This window comes from Spirosoma pulveris (assembly GCF_054781875.1).
On record NZ_BAAGTO010000003.1, the window covers coordinates 370,010 to 385,754 of the forward strand.

Consider the following 15,745-nt stretch of genomic DNA (forward strand, 5'->3'; position numbering starts at 1 on the left):
GAAGTGAACTATAGAAATCTAACATCATTTCTTCACTCCATTGGCGGCCCGCTCTTTCACTCTTTCATTCATTCACTCTTTATTGTTTAACTATATCAAGCAACTCTACGTCGAAGACTAATGTTGAGCCGGGTTTGATATCAGCACCGGCACCACGGTCTCCGTAGGCTAAATCAGACGGAATGTAAAGTTTCCACTTTGAGCCAACCGGCATCAATTGCAGGGCTTCCGTCCAGCCTTTAATTACTTCATTTACGCCAAACTCGGCGGGTTGACCGCGTTCAACCGAGCTGTCAAACACCTTGCCATCCAGTAAACGGCCGGTGTAGTGTACCTTAACACGGTCGGTAGCGGTTGGTTTGGCGCCAGTTCCTTCTTTTTCAATTGAATACTGCAAACCACTTTGGGTAGTAACTACCCCCGCCTTAGCTTTGTTCTCTGTTAAAAAAGCAGTGCCGATCTTTTTGTTTTCGGCCGATGCTTTCATGCCTTCTGCATTCCGAACGGCCATTTGCTTTTGCTGGTAAGCCATCATTACCTGATTGCATTGCTCCAGCGTTAGACGGGTTGGCTGACCGCCGATCGCGTCCTGAAGGCCGCGCGTCAACAGAGCTGTGTTAAGATCGGTAATTCCCTGCTGTTTCAGGCTTTGTGCCATGAACACGCCAATGCTATAACTAACAGAATCCTGAGTAGAGGCTATTGCCGAACCGGTGGTGGCAGGCCTGGCTGCGGTGGCTGATTTGGCAGGAGCAGCTGGTGATTTAACCGTTGACTTCTTTACTTGAGCTGTTGCGGAACCGGCAACAAAAACGGCTGACGCAATACCGGCCAGCATCCATTGATTAAACTTCATGCGAAAACGAAACGGGGTGTATGTAAACAAAATCAGATACTATTGAAACGTGAAAGAATAGGATAAAAGTTTAAGTACGGGTCTCTTTGATAAAAAATAGTATGGTGCTAACCTGTTAATAAATCTTAATTCTATGTAAGGCCAGACAGATAAATGTAGTTGAAAAGTTGGCGTATGCCAATTTTCGCGGGGTAAAGTACTGTTATTTTGGATGAACGGTTTCCGTGACCCACTTACTGGTTGAAAGCTGCCTGACGATTTAGCGGAAAAGTCTAACATTCAGCCGTTGTTTCTTTGTTTCATCGCAGTTTTATTAAATTTTAATCGTACCTTTGCGGCCGAAAAATCAACATTAAATTCTCATTATACTCATATGGAATCCGTAAGACCCGACGAGATATCAGCCATCCTGCGCCAGCAACTGGCCGGTACGCAAACCGAGGCTGAACTCGAAGAAGTCGGTACGGTGCTGCAAATCGGCGACGGCGTAGCGCGTATCTACGGCCTCTCGAAAGTGCAGGCCGGCGAATTGCTGTCGTTCGACAATGGGCTTCAGGCCATGGCTCTGAACCTTGAAGAAGACAACGTTGGAGCTGTATTGCTCGGCGACTATTCAGAAATCAAAGAAGGGGATACCGTAAAACGGACCGACCAGATTGCCTACGTGAATGTAGGCGATGGCATTCTGGGCCGTGTGGTAAACACCCTTGGTTTGCCTATTGACGGTTTGGGCCCTATTCAGGGTGAACTCTATCAAATGCCGCTGGAGCGTAAAGCGCCGGGCGTAATTTTCCGTCAGCCGGTAACCGAGCCTCTGCAAACCGGTATCAAAGCTATCGACGCCATGATCCCCATTGGCCGGGGCCAGCGGGAATTGATCATCGGTGACCGCCAGACGGGTAAGACCGCCGTGGCTATCGATACCATCATTAACCAGAAAGAATTCTACGACAAAGGTCAGCCTGTATTCTGTATCTACGTTGCCTGCGGTCAGAAAGCCTCTACTGTAAAGCAAGTTGAGCAGACGCTGCGTAAGGCCGGTGCTATGGATTACACCGTAATCGTAGCCGCCAACGCATCTGACCCATCGCCGATGCAGTTCTTCGCGCCGTTTACGGGTGCCGCCATTGGCGAGTTCTTCCGCGATACGGGCCGCCCGGCGCTGGTCGTTTATGACGATCTGTCGAAACAGGCCGTTGCCTACCGCGAAGTGTCCCTGCTGCTGCGTCGCCCACCAGGACGCGAAGCCTATCCCGGAGACGTGTTCTACCTGCACAGCCGTTTGTTAGAGCGGGCTGCTAAAATCAACGCCAACGACGACATCGCCAAAACGATGAACGATCTGCCGCCAAGTCTGAAAGACCGGGTGAAAGGTGGTGGTTCGCTAACGGCGCTTCCAATCATCGAAACCCAGGCGGGTGACGTATCGGCGTATATCCCGACGAATGTAATCTCGATTACGGATGGTCAGATCTTCCTGGAGTCGAACCTGTTCAACTCGGGTATCCGTCCGGCTATTAACGTAGGTATCTCGGTATCGCGGGTGGGTGGTAACGCCCAGATCAAGTCGATGAAGAAAGTAGCCGGTACGCTGAAACTCGACCAGGCTCAGTTCCGCGAACTGGAAGCTTTCGCCAAGTTCGGTTCGGACCTTGACGCATCAACCAAACTGACCATCGAACGGGGTCGCCGGAATCAGGAGATGCTGAAACAGCCTCAGTACTCGCCCGTACCGGTTGAGCAGCAGGTGGCAATCATCTACGCATCGACCAACGGTTTGCTGGACAAAGTGCCGGTTAACAAAGTGAAAGAATTTGAAAGCGAGTTCGGTATGGTTCTGAGTGCCCAGCACCCAACTGTTCTGAACGACCTTCGCGCCGGTAAACTGACCGATGAAGCAACGGCAACCCTGAAGCGAGTAGCGGCTGACCTGTCTGCAAATTATTAGTTTTAAGGAGTTAGTGGTTAGAAGCGGGGAGCCATCCAGTGGCCGAATTCCCGCTCCTAACTACTCGCTCCTAACTACTTAAAAAAAATGGCCTCACTAAAAGAAGTACGCGCCCGGATTTCGTCGATCAACTCGACCCAACAGATAACCAAAGCCATGAAGATGGTGGCGGCTGCCAAGTTGCGCCGGGCACAGGATAATATTACGCAACTGCGGCCTTACGCTCAGAAATTAAGCCAGATGCTCGGTACCGTTTCGGCAGGAGCAGAAACGGCGTCGGAGAACCCCTACAAGCAGACACGGGCCATCGGTCGCGTTCTGTTGATTGTGGTTACCTCAGACCGGGGTCTGTGCGGTGCGTTCAACACAAACGTGGTGAAAGCAGCGCTAACCCTGATCGATGAGAAGTATTCGGCCCAGGCTCGTTCGGGCAACGTTGAAATTATGGCCATCGGTAAAAAAGGTGGTGAAGCCTTTCAGCGTCGGGGCTTTAAAGTCAACACCTCGCACGTCGATGCGTTTGGCTCGTTAAGTTTTGCTACCGTGCGTACAGCAGCTGAAGAAGCGATGGAAGGCTTTGCCAGCGGTCGCTATGATCTTGTTGAGGTAATCTACAACGAGTTCAAAAATGCAGCCATGCAGATCGTTCGGACGGAGCAGATGCTGCCCATCGTTTCGGCAGATAAGCCGGGTTCGGGTGCTGCAGCGGCTTCGGTCAATTACATCTTTGAGCCATCGGAGGTTGAAATTATTACGGAGTTGATCCCGAAGACGATCAAAATTCAGTTGTATAAAGCCGTTCTGGATTCGAACGCATCGGAACACGGTGCCCGAATGACGGCCATGGATAAAGCAACGGAAAACGCCGGTGAACTTCTGAAAGAGTTACGCCTGGTTTACAACCGGACACGTCAGGCAGCCATCACGACCGAGATTCTCGAAATCGTGGGTGGTGCCGAAGCACTGGCCAGCGCGTAAAGCGACTAACTATATGGATTAATGAGAAAGCCATTGCCTTAGGAGGTAATGGCTTTTTTGTGGGCTGATTAAACGCTTGTTAAAAAAGCTTAACGGCCACAACAGGCATTGATTATCAGTAGTTTGTCTGGACTTTTTGCCCATATTGCTGTTTGAAAAACCTGAACGAATACGACTTGTTTTTAGTTATTTAGTTGTGATATACGAACGGCTTTTTTTCAGCGTTTACTAATCGGTTCGATACCAACTAACGATTCAACACAATGAAACTTACCCACATAATCACCAGTTTGTTCGTCGCCGGTACGCTGGCGTCCTGCGCTCCTGCCATTACGGTCAAATATGATTACGATCCTAAAGTGAACGTTCGGCAGTTTGCCACCTATCGCATCGAAGCGGATCGCCAACGGAATGCTGACCCCATTGTAGGCAGCAATCTTAACCAGCGTCGTATTGCTGATGCCCTCGACCAATCCCTCAAGGCACGCGGCTATAAGCCCGTAACGCAGGGTGAAGCCGATCTGGTTGTCCGATTCTTTATGGATTCCAAAGACAAGCAGCAGATTCAGTCTAACAACATGTATTCGCCTTACTCTTGGTGGTATGGCGGCATGGGCAACAACGTATACTCCCGTCAGTATGAAGAGAACCGGGTAGTTGTTAACGTATCGGATGCCCGTACCAATGATATCATCTGGCAGGGTTGGGCAACAGGCCAGCTCAATACCCGGAATAAAGAACGTGATCGTGATCAGGCTTTCCGCGAAACGGTAACCAGTATCATGAAGAACTTCCCTGAAAGTGCCGGACAGGATTATGGTGCCGCTCGGTAATCAGTAAATGACAACGCAGCAAGCCTGCCAACCCGACGGTTGGCAGGCTTTTTTTATGGCTTAATTTTATCGTTAAAAGCAGTGTATCTCTATAGGGTTTTCCCTAAATTTATAGTCTGTTGGGTTTTCACTATTCCCTATATCGTGTACTTAGTCCTACTTTTGCTAAACAAAATTCTATTTGCCTGTTTCGTGCAAATTAATAGTAAACGGGTTAAATTTTATGAACTCGTTTTTGTAAGCTGGTAAGAAAAAGGTGGGTAATAAGAAGGGCTGATTGAGTGCGGAGTGACAGATTATCTGCTTTTTTAGCTTATTTTCAATCTATACGAACAAACCTATTGCATGATACGGGTGCTGATTGCGGACGACCATAATGTGTTTGTGGAGGGGATCGCATCGCTTATTTCTGGCTCGTCGGATATCAAAGTGACAGAGCGTTGTTACACAGTTCAGTCTGCGGTGGAACGATTGAGTAAAGAGGCTGTCGATGTGGTGCTGCTGGATATTTCATTTCCGCAGATTGAAGACGGGCTTAATCTTTGTGAACACATCACGCGTAATTATCCGGGTACCAAAGTTGTAGCCTTAACCATGCATGACGACGCCAGCCTTATTAAGCGGGTGGTGAAGAAAGGAGCAAAAGGCTATTTGTTAAAGAACACAACCAAAACCGAGCTATTGCAGGCTATTCAGACGGTTCATCATGAAAAGCAGTACTTCAATGAAACCATCACGCATATTCTGCTGAACGACGGGCCAAAAAACAGAAAGTCGGCTGCCGGAATGGGCGTGAAGCCTAATCTGACGCCCCGTGAAACGGAAGTGCTGACGTTGATGTCGCAAGGGCTGACAACCCAGCAGATGGCTACGCAATTGTTCGTAAGTGCCAAAGCCATTGAATTTCACCGGAGTAGTTTACTCATGAAATTCGGGGTGCCCAACACCGCGCTCCTGATCAAGACGGCTATGGAAATGCAATACATTGATTGAGCCATAACGGTTGTACAAGGTAAATAGATGTCGTCCAATTCCGGGTTTTTCCTGCATCAACAAAGATGGATACTGGTTATTCTGCTCCTCGGAGTAAGTGGCTGGTATCGGCAGGGATGGGCTTTGTCGGCGTCATCGTCAATCGACAGCCTGAAGAGGCAGATTAGTGTATTGACGAAAGACCGTAAGTATGGCGATGTGGCCCGTTCATACGATAACCTGGGGTGGGAGTACCACCAGCAATATGGCTACAATAAGTACACCATGGACGCCTTTTTCAACAGCCTGAAATATTACAGTTTGCTGGGCGATTCTCTGGGGTACTATAATGAGCACATTGTTATCGGCGATTACTATACGCATGACGAGTTCATGCAGCCCTATGCCGAGAAGTACCTGAAGAAAGCACGTCAGTATTTTGAGCGGACGCACAACATTCCGAAGGTGATCGAGTGCCGACTGGGGCTGGCCGATATCGACCAGAAGAAAGAACCGATACCCGCCGGATTGCTAACGCAACTGCGGGAAACTGAACGGATGAGCGACCAGCACAAACTGGCCTACTCGCAGGCCTATGCTTTGAATCTGCTGGCCAGCACGTATTCGCGGATCAAGCAACCGGATTCGGCGCAGTATTTCGCCACCCGGAGTTTGGTGATAGCCCAGCGGCTAAAGATAAAGTGGCTGATTGCGCTCAACCATTTCTACATGGGTATCGTAAATCAGTTCAGAAATCAGTCGAAAGAAGCTATTGAAGAATACCAGAAGAGTTATCAACTGGCTGTAAATGAAAACAATGTGACCATGTTGCGGGAATTGTCCAAACACATGGCCGATAGTTATTCCCGAATGGGCGACAATAAAAACGCGTACGCTGCGTCGTTGAAGGCGCTGGATTTTACGACACAATTTTACACGTCTGAACAGACCAAAAGTATTCGCTTGCAGGAGTTGGATAGTCAAATTAAAACGCTGGCTGTGGAAAAACAGCTGGTCGAAGAGCAAAGTCGCAGCCAGCACGTGCTGAACTCAATGTTAGGTATTGGATTACTCATTAGTGTGCTGGGCGTAGGCGCGCTGGTATTTCTGCGTCGCCAGCAAAAGTTGATTGCGCATCAGGAAACGGTTATTGCTCAGCAGCAGATCCGGCAACTGGAGCTTAAATCGCTGCGAGCGATGATCGAAGGGCAGGAGGGCGAACGGAGCCGCATTGCCCGCGACCTGCACGACGGCCTGGGCATCCAACTGTCGCGGATAAAGCTGTTTGTCGAAGCGCATCAGGAACAGTTGCCCTTATCCGTAAAAGAACCGTTAAATCAGTTTTTAGATGAAGCTTGTACTGAAACCCGATTGATATCCAATAATTTACGCCCCTATGCCTTGTCAACATTCGGACTCATTCCGGCGCTGGAAGATCTGGTGCAAAAGTTAAACCTTGTCAATCAGACCAAATTGGTGCTGGAGCATTACGGCGAAGTACCGGCTTTGGACGACGAATCCTCGGTCATGCTCTACCGGGTGGTGCAGGAACTACTGAACAATGCACTCAAGCATGCCAATGCCCATACCGTAACAGTCCAACTGATGGCCAGTGACGAAACAACCCTGATCAGTGTCGATGACGATGGGAAAGGGGGCGACTTTGAGAATATGCCGATCCGGGGAAACGGCATTGCCAATATTAATTCACGAATTGCCTACCTCGGCGGGCAGGTCATGTGGCAGAGCGAAGACGGTAAAGGAACGTCCGTCATGATTTCGCTGCCTGTCAAAAAAGAATCACCCAAAATCACTTCAGTCGCGTAATTTCCAGGAAAGGCCGCCCTGTCAGATACGCTAAAATTCAAATTTCCTACTTGCTCTATATAATTGCTTTCAATTAACTATCGTATGATTAAACATATGCTTTCAGGCGCGTTTGTCCTGAGTAGCTGGCTTACTGTCCACGCTCAGGATCGAACCGCACCCAGATTAGCCCAGCTAGACAATCCAGCTGTTCTGGCCACTGCCAGAGGTGCCAAAAACCGCGCCGACGTCCAGTCGGATGTAAAAGCCCTCATTAAAGGGACCGTATCCGACGAAAAAGGGAATACATTGCCCGGTGCTACAGTATCGGTGAAAGGGACACAGTTGGGAACGACAACGGATGTGAACGGGGCCTTTACCCTCAATATGCCCGCCGGTGCCAAAGTGCTCGTTATCTCGTTTATCGGGATGAAAACGCAGGAGGTTGAAGTTGGAAGCCGTACAACCCTGAACATTACGCTGCAATCCGGCGATCAGTCGCTGGATGAAGTGGTCGTAATCGGCTATGGCACCGCCAAACGGTCGGACGTTACGTCGTCTATCACGACGGTAAAAGCGGCCGATCTGAAAGATATTCCGGCGGCCGGTATTGACCAGCTTTTGCAAGGTAAAGCGGCTGGTGTAACCGTAACCAGCAACGGTGGTCAGCCGGGGGGGGGCGTATCGGTGAAAGTGCGCGGGGTAACATCCATCAATAGCAACGACCCGCTGTTCGTGATCGATGGTGTACCGTTTGTGGGGGGTAATACATCCAACAGCACAGGTTATGCTGGTCTGGGTGGTGGCGATGGCCAAACCGGAAACAGCGTGATGGCCATGCTGAATCCCAATGATATTGAGTCGATCGACGTCCTGAAAGATGCGTCGGCCCAAGCGATTTACGGGTCGCAGGCTGCCAATGGTGTGATTATGGTCACGACCAAAAAAGGTAAGCAGGGTGAAGGCAAGATCAACTATGAAATGTACACCGGCGTTTCGGAAGTGGCTCGTCGGCTGAACCTGATGAAGCTGCCTGATTTTGCCCGGTATCAGAACGAAGTCCTGCCGATCATTGGCAATCCCGTTGCCGATGAGTTTAAAAACCCGGATCTGCTCGGGCCCGGCACCGACTGGCAGGAAGCCATGTTCCAGCAGGGTAAGATCAACAACCACCAGCTGAGCTTCTCAGGTGGCCGCGATAAAACGACTTACTACCTGTCGTTGAATTACTTTGATAACAAGGGAATTCTGCTGGGTTCGGATTTCAAACGCTACTCGTCGCGTTTCAGCCTCGATACACAGTTGAAGAGTTGGGTTAAAGTGGGTCTGAGCGCCAACGTATCGCGTAGTATCCAGAACGTATCCCTGGCCGATGCCGCCGAAGGAACCATCTGGTGGGGTGCTTCGACCAGTCCGCTGATTCCCGTCAAAAACCTCGACGGTTCGTGGGGTGGCGGTCAAACCGTAGGTGGTGTGCAATACAATAATGCCAATCTGGTCGGTAACAGCCAGTTCCGGGGCAATACCAAAACTTCGAACAACGTGTTCGGTAGTCTCTACGCCGAATTTCAGTTGCTGAAAGGCCTCTCGCTTCGCAACGAATTATCCTACTCATTAGGGCAGGACAACAACATTGCATTCCAGAAAGCGGGTAACGTGGGTGGTACGTCGTTCCGTAGCAAACTGATCGATTCCCGGTCGGACAGCTATTACTACTCGATCACCAACTACCTGAACTACAACCTGTATTTCAAGAAGCACGGTATTCAGGCCACGGTGGGCCATCAGGCGCAGAACTCGTATTACCAGTCGATTTCGGGTACGAAAGTGGATTTGCAGGCCAACATTTTTGACCTGAATACGGGCAGTTCGGACCAGACAACCTGGGGTCTAAGCGGTGGTAAAGGCCAGTGGGCTATGGACTCTTACTTCGCCCGGGCTAACTACACCTACGATGATCGCTACTCGGTTTCGGCCAGTTTCCGCGCCGATGGTTCATCGAACTTCGGTCCTAACAATCGCTGGGGTTATTTCCCCGGTGTATCGGCAGGCTGGACGATCTCGAACGAGAAGTTCATGAAAGGCAATATCTCGAAAGTGTTGACCTACGCCAAAGCGCGTGTGGGCTACGGTATTGTGGGTAACCAGAACTTCCCGAATGGCGCGCCGAACCCGGCTTATGTGGGCGCGGTTCAGTTCTTCTCCGGTCCGGTGGGCTTCGGTTCGTCCAACATGATCAATGGTATTCCGAACCCGAACCTGAAATGGGAATCGGTAAAAACAGCCAACGCCGGTGTTGACCTCGGCTTCTTCAATGGCCGCATCGACGCGACCATCGACGTCTACAAGAAAGTAACCTCCGACATGATCATCTTCCTGACCGGCCCGAACCTGATCGGGGTAGGTGACCAGTGGGACGATCTGAAAGCACCGCTGGGTAACGCCGGTCAGATGACCAACACAGGTATCGACATTGGCCTGACTACGACCAACATCAAGAAGGGTAATTTTAGCTGGAAGAGCAACGTCGTGTTCACGCAGTTCACCAACCGGTACGACCGGGCTGCCAGTGCTGCTTCGGCGCTCGATGGTAAGGTGTACTACAACAACTACCTGATTACCCATACCACGCCGGGTACGCCGGTGGGCTCATTCTGGGGACTGGTCACGGACGGGTTATTCCGCACCCAGGCCGATCTGGACGCCAGTCTGCCGCAGTTTGGCTACAAAGTGAACCCGACCGAAACCTGGCTGGGCGACATCCGGTACAAAGACATCAATGGCGACAAGAAGATCGACGCGCAGGACCTGACCTTCATTGGCAGCCCACTGCCGAAGTTCACCTGGGGCTTCACAAACACGCTCAACTACGGCGATTTCGATTTCTCACTGTTCTTTCAGGGGAGTCAGGGTGCCAAAGCCTACAACTTCCTGCGCTGGCAGCTGGAAGGGCTGAACAACGCCTACACCAACCAACTGAACACGGTGACCGACCGCTATACCGAATCCAACAAGAACGGATCGCTGCCGCGCTTCACGAACACCAACAAGAACAACACGGCCATGTCGGACCGGTATGTGGAGGATGCTTCGTATGCCCGTATCCAGAACATCACGCTGGGCTACCGGTTGCCAAGAACGTTACTGAGCAAAGTGAAGATCACCAACCTGCGGGTGTACGGGTCGATTCAGAATCTGAAAACCTTCACCAATTACTCGGGCTATGATCCGGAAATCGGGGCCTTCAACAACAGCATCAAACTCATGAACGTCGATACCGGTCACTACCCGAACCCACGGACGTTCACCGTAGGCGCTAATCTGCAATTCTAAATGTAAGAGGTTATTACACAGAGATTCGCAGAGGGAAAGGAGGTACACTGAGATCTCTGCGAATCTCTTCTAACCTCCGTGAATCTCTGTGTCATAGTTTTTTCTCCATAAGAAAATGAAAATCAAGCCACTATATGCCCTTGTTCTGACGGCGATGTTGTCTTCCTGTTCGAAAGACTTCATTGATCGGCCGTCGCTGTCGGGCACCACAACGGGTAACTATTACAACAACGCCGACGAAGTTCGGGCGGCCACGAGTACACTCTACAGCGGTCTGCCCTGGCGCAACTACGAAAGCCGGGCGCAGGATGCCATCGGCGACGTGATGTCCGGTAATATGTTTACCTATACCGATGTCGAATACCTGAACTTCACTGTGTCGTCGGCTTCCGAGCGGATTGGCGCGTCGTGGGGCGCGTTTTACAAGATCATCGGCTATGCCAACGTGATGATCAAAACCTTCGAAGAGAAGAAAGCTGCCGGTGGTGGAGCCGCTTACCTGGACCCCGCCATTGCTGAATGTCATTTCATTCGCGGGATGCTGTATTTCTACATTGCCCGTACCTGGGGAGCCGCTCCGATCATCACCGATCCGGGTGCCACGGCCCTGTCGGGTAACTTCAACATACCCCGTTATATCCAGAAAGATGTACTGCGGTTTGCCCTCGAAGAGCTGCAACTGGCCGAGACGGGTTTGCCGGAGTCGGACGTGCCGGGTCGGGTAACGAAGTATGCCGCGAAGGGAATGATGGCAAAATTGTATCTCTACAACAAAGATTACGCTAACGCCAAAGCGAAAGCCGAAGAGGTGATCAACTCGGGCAAATACAGCCTGGTGGCCGACTACAGCGGCATGTTCACCAAAATGAGCATGAACAACAACGCAGAGTCGATCTTCTCGATCCAGCACCAACTGGCGCAGGACCCCTGGGGAACGGGCAATATCAAAAACCCCGACCGGGGAGCTGGTGCCCTGCGGACGTCCGAAGCGGATGCCTGGGAAATGTACGTGCCGTCGCTGGATTTGCTGAAAGAGTATGAGTTTGGCGATTTACGCCGGCAATGGTCAGTAATGGAACAGGGCTGGACTAATCTGAACTGGAAGCCTCAGCGTGTCAATGCACCGAAGTACAACGCGTTTATGGCCAATGGGTTCAAATATGACACGCTGCAACCAACTGCCGATGGGGGAAGCCTGAGCCCAACCCGCGCGAATATTGTCAAGTATTTTGCCGGGCCCGGTAAAAGCTTCGGTGGAGACCCTGTGCTGGGTCAGAACTCCGGCAACAACGTGGTCCTGCTGCGTTACGCCGACGTTCTGCTGATCTATGCGGAGGCTGTTCTGGCCGGTGGTGCATCGACCAGCGATGTGAAAGCCCTCGACGCGCTAAATAAGGTACGGAGCCGGGCAGGTTTGTCGCCGAAGACGTCGTTTACCCAGAATGACATTTTGCACGAACGCCGGGTGGAGTTTGCCTTTGAGGGTGATTACTGGTACGATATTCAGCGTCAGGGCTACGCTAAAGCAAAGGCTATCGTTGAAAAGCAAAACCGGGGTACCGTAACGGGTGCTACGTACATTACCAACTTCACGGAGGATAAAATGTACCTGCCCATCCCGTCTGGCGAGATCGTTCAAGACCCCGAGTTAGGCAAAGAACCCGTTCCATATTACAAGTAAATCTGCTGTGCATGGACAACGGACGGCCCCGTCCGTTGTCCATGCAACTAGCCGCAAACCAAAAATCTGATGAAACTCCATATATTCAGTCGTTTATCGGGCTTGTTACTCCTGGCGGGGTTGACCGGCTTCGTGATGACCTCTTGCGAAAAAGATACGGACGGAAGTCCGCAAATTGCCCCCGGAAACCCCGTGGCAAAAGCCTTTACGCCTGACTCCGCATCCGGTGGCTCTGTGGTTACCCTGACCGGTTCTGGCCTGGGTGATATTCGGACAATCGTCTTTGAAAAACAGAACATACCCGCGGGCTTTCAGCCAACCCTTAACATCGACAATGCCATTATTTTCCGGGTGCCTACAGAGGCTTTGGGCGGCAAACAGAAAGTGACTTTCACCAACAGCGCCGGACAGTCGGTTGCCGTGGACTTTAAGGTGCTTGCCTATGCTACCATTTCCGACGTATCGAACTACGATTTCGCCAAAGGAGCCGAAATTACACTGACAGGTAATAACCTGGACGATGTATCGTCGGTGGCCTTCGCTGACTCGATAAAAGGCATCTCGGATGCGGCTACCATCGTGTCGAAATCGCAAAAGCAGTTAGTTGTGAAGATGCCAGCCTCTACGCTGACGCGTGGTACCCTGACGATTGTGAACGGCACGGGCCGCACACGAACTAAACAGGAGTTCGTGAACATGGACATGGCATACAAAGTCTTTACAGATGCCTATGCTAACGGCTTCCAGGATGGTTCCTGGGGCGACGCCGGTGCCGTTTCTGTCAAAGAGTTTAAAACCGGAACGGCTTCGGTGAGTAAAACCTACCAGAAAGGAAACTGGCATTTGATCGGCTTCGCCAACTGGTCGGGTTCGGCGCTGGCCTATTCAGCTGACTACACCTACGTAACGGGCTGGATTAAAGGAGCCTCTGCTGATTATTCGCTCTACCTGACCACCGACGCCAGCAAAGCCGGATTCGGCGGGTTTGACGAGAAGAACAAGATTAACGTGAAAGCGGGTGTCTGGAATTACTTCAAACTAAAACTATCGGACATTGACTTCTGGGCACCCGGCAAAACCCTAACCCAGGTTGGCTTCCGGATTCAGGGGCCCGACAAGCAGGACGAAACGTTCTATTTTGATGATATTTTGCTGGTGAAATAATGGGTGTATGTAGCGTGGCTTCCCAGCCACGCTACAACATATCCGACTATTCCTATTCCTTTCCCTTTTCATGATTTTTGATTTACTCATCACGTTAAACCGGGCGATAGGTCGTCCTAAAAAGGGGAGAATCCCCTTTTTTTTGTCCATTGGGCTGCTTTCTGGTCTTTTGGTAAGTGCTTCAGCCGCTCCCGACCCGATTAAAGTCGAGGCTGAACTGGGCGAGTTAACCGGCGTTCAGGTGGCGTCATCCAATCCGGGCTTTTCCGGAACGGGCTATGTGACGGGCCTGGATAATGAAACCGATAAACTGACCTTAACGATCAACGCCCCCGCCGGACTGTACGAGCTAAGCATCAGCTATGCCGCTCCTTACGGCGATAAAGGCATTGACTTTCAGGTGAACGCCGAACGGGGAAGTGGTATGCTCAAACAAACACTCGCTGGGTTTACCACTGCCGGGCTGGGTAAGTTTCTGCTGAATGAAGGGGCAAATACCATCACTATTTACCGGGGCTGGGGTTATTACGATATTGATTACCTTTTACTTACTCCAGCAGCCGTGTCGCTACCCACTAAACCACCAAAAAACCTTGTCGATGCGCAGGCCATGCCATCGGCCAAAGGCTTGTTCGCTTATCTGGTCGACCAGTACGGGAGTAAAGTGATTTCCGGTCAGCAGGACGATGTGGAGTATATTCTGGAAAAAACGGGCAAAGAACCGGCCATTGGCTCGTTCGATCTGATCGACTATTCGCCCAGTCGTGTGCAATTCGGAGCAACGCCCCAACGCAGTAGCGAAGACATTATCAAATGGGCGAAAAAAGGCGATGGACGAGGCATCATCAGTCTAATGTGGCACTGGAACGCGCCCACCGATCTCATTAATCAGGGCCCCGACAAGCTTTGGTGGCGGGGTTTCTACACCGAAGCCACCACCTTTGACATTGCCGCTGTGCTGGCCGATAAGCAGAGTGAACGCTACCAGTTTATCCTGCGCGATATTGACGCCATCGCCGTGGAACTCAAAAAATTCCAGGGTGCCGATGTGCCCGTACTCTGGCGACCGCTGCACGAAGCCTCGGGCGGCTGGTTCTGGTGGGGCGCCAAAGGGGCGGGGCCGCTAAAAGAACTCTGGCGTGTTCTATACGACCGGCTGACCAACTACCACCAGTTGCACAATCTGATTTGGGTGTACACGGCCACCGATGCATTTAAGGCCGACTGGTATCCGGGCGACCAATACGTAGACATCGTTGGGATGGACATTTACACGAACCCAACCGCCAACATGAGTGGAAACTGGGCAAGTGCCCAGGGGCAGATGAACGGAAAAAAACTGGTGACCTTGTCAGAAACAGGAAATCTGCCGAGTCCGGATAAAATTCGCGGGTTTGGTACCTGGTGGTCGTGGTTTGCGGTCTGGACAGGAACGGATTACATCAGGAAACAACCCGTCGATCAACTAAAGGCGGTCTTTACCGATTCCGACGTAATTACGCGCGATGAATTACCCGACTGGCGGCCACCCCTTACGCTGGGCGTTCAGGATGATGGCAAAGGGAACGCAATGTCCTGGCAAGTGACCTTATTGGGTAACCCCGCCAATGGTGATAAGGCCGATATACGCGTGCGGGGAGCTTTAGGAGGCCGCTTGAAATTCGTAGTGACAGACGCTAAAGGAAATACTTTACTAGCCAAAGAGATCGAGCATGCGGCCGATGTTGAAACCCACTCACTGCCTTTAGGCAAAACGGCGGGCGTTTACCTGATCCGTGTCAGCAAGCAGAACGAAAGCCAGCTATTGAAAGTCGTTCGGCCTTAAAGAGGGGTTTCTTAAAAATGTTAAGCCATTGTTTGCCCAGTTACTGATGCGTTAAACGCCTGAGCGCTTCAGCGAGCATAACCGAACGATAAGTTGAACCAGAACTCCCCACAAAACGGCATTCGAAAGAAAGCAAATGAAAATGCTCCATATGGAATCTGGCCAGTGTAAACCAGCTAAGGGGAAAACAGTATACCAGGCTACTTTCTGCCACATTGGCGGCTCACCGGACAGCGTAATAAAGAGCAAACTAAAAGGTAGAAGAGCCAGCGTAAGCCCTACAAAAATGGCGGAATTTACGCCTACAGCTACCAGTTGCGACTGCCAGGTATGATTGAGCATATTTTTT

At 51.0% G+C, this 15,745-nt stretch carries 11 protein-coding genes; 9 read left to right on the forward strand and 2 right to left on the reverse strand.

The features are described 5' to 3' along the window. Positions 1 to 79: 79 nt before the first annotated feature. A complete protein-coding gene (locus ACYVJM_RS14325; protein ID WP_461148915.1) occupies positions 80 to 856 on the reverse strand; it encodes an FKBP-type peptidyl-prolyl cis-trans isomerase in 777 nt (258 codons plus the stop codon). A gap of 373 nt (positions 857 to 1,229) precedes the next feature. Here ACYVJM_RS14325 and atpA point away from each other — a divergent pair, with 373 nt between their 5' ends. The 9 genes from atpA to ACYVJM_RS14370 all read left to right on the forward strand — a co-directional run bounded on the left by atpA (position 1,230) and on the right by ACYVJM_RS14370 (position 15,396). Continuing rightward, positions 1,230 to 2,804 carry a F0F1 ATP synthase subunit alpha gene (gene atpA, locus ACYVJM_RS14330; protein WP_461148916.1) on the forward strand — a complete coding sequence of 525 codons (1,575 nt, stop codon included), beginning with the start codon at positions 1,230 to 1,232 and terminating at the stop codon, positions 2,802 to 2,804. 87 nt (positions 2,805 to 2,891) lie between these two features. Further along, complete coding sequence (atpG, locus tag ACYVJM_RS14335; RefSeq protein ID WP_461148917.1) at positions 2,892 to 3,782, forward strand: ATP synthase F1 subunit gamma; 891 nt, start codon at positions 2,892 to 2,894, stop codon at positions 3,780 to 3,782. Positions 3,783 to 4,045: 263 nt separating this feature from the next. Then, positions 4,046 to 4,615 (forward strand): DUF4136 domain-containing protein, encoded by a 570-nt coding sequence (locus ACYVJM_RS14340; RefSeq protein WP_012930964.1) that lies wholly within the window; start codon positions 4,046 to 4,048, stop codon positions 4,613 to 4,615. Between the two features lie 345 nt (positions 4,616 to 4,960). After that, positions 4,961 to 5,608, forward strand: a complete 648-nt coding sequence (locus ACYVJM_RS14345) for a response regulator (protein ID WP_461148918.1) — start codon at positions 4,961 to 4,963, stop codon at positions 5,606 to 5,608. 27 nt (positions 5,609 to 5,635) lie between these two features. Then, positions 5,636 to 7,414 carry a tetratricopeptide repeat-containing sensor histidine kinase gene (locus ACYVJM_RS14350; RefSeq protein ID WP_461148919.1) on the forward strand — a complete coding sequence of 593 codons (1,779 nt, stop codon included), beginning with the start codon at positions 5,636 to 5,638 and terminating at the stop codon, positions 7,412 to 7,414. Positions 7,415 to 7,498: 84 nt separating this feature from the next. Then, complete coding sequence (locus ACYVJM_RS14355; RefSeq protein ID WP_461148920.1) at positions 7,499 to 10,726, forward strand: SusC/RagA family TonB-linked outer membrane protein; 3,228 nt, start codon at positions 7,499 to 7,501, stop codon at positions 10,724 to 10,726. A 115-nt stretch (positions 10,727 to 10,841) separates the two neighbouring features. After that, a complete protein-coding gene (locus ACYVJM_RS14360; RefSeq protein ID WP_461148921.1) occupies positions 10,842 to 12,407 on the forward strand; it encodes a RagB/SusD family nutrient uptake outer membrane protein in 1,566 nt (521 codons plus the stop codon). Between the two features lie 69 nt (positions 12,408 to 12,476). Continuing rightward, on the forward strand, positions 12,477 to 13,571 hold the full coding sequence (locus tag ACYVJM_RS14365; protein WP_461148922.1) for a cell shape determination protein CcmA: 1,095 nt from the start codon (positions 12,477 to 12,479) through the stop codon (positions 13,569 to 13,571). Positions 13,572 to 13,641: 70 nt separating this feature from the next. Then, positions 13,642 to 15,396: a glycosyl hydrolase gene (locus tag ACYVJM_RS14370; protein ID WP_461148923.1), complete on the forward strand. Its 1,755-nt coding sequence runs from the start codon at positions 13,642 to 13,644 to the stop codon at positions 15,394 to 15,396. Positions 15,397 to 15,447: 51 nt separating this feature from the next. Here ACYVJM_RS14370 and ACYVJM_RS14375 read toward each other — a convergent pair whose 3' ends face one another. Next, positions 15,448 to 15,738, reverse strand: coding sequence for a hypothetical protein (locus ACYVJM_RS14375; RefSeq protein ID WP_461148924.1), 291 nt, complete (start codon positions 15,736 to 15,738; stop codon positions 15,448 to 15,450). Positions 15,739 to 15,745 lie beyond the last annotated feature (7 nt).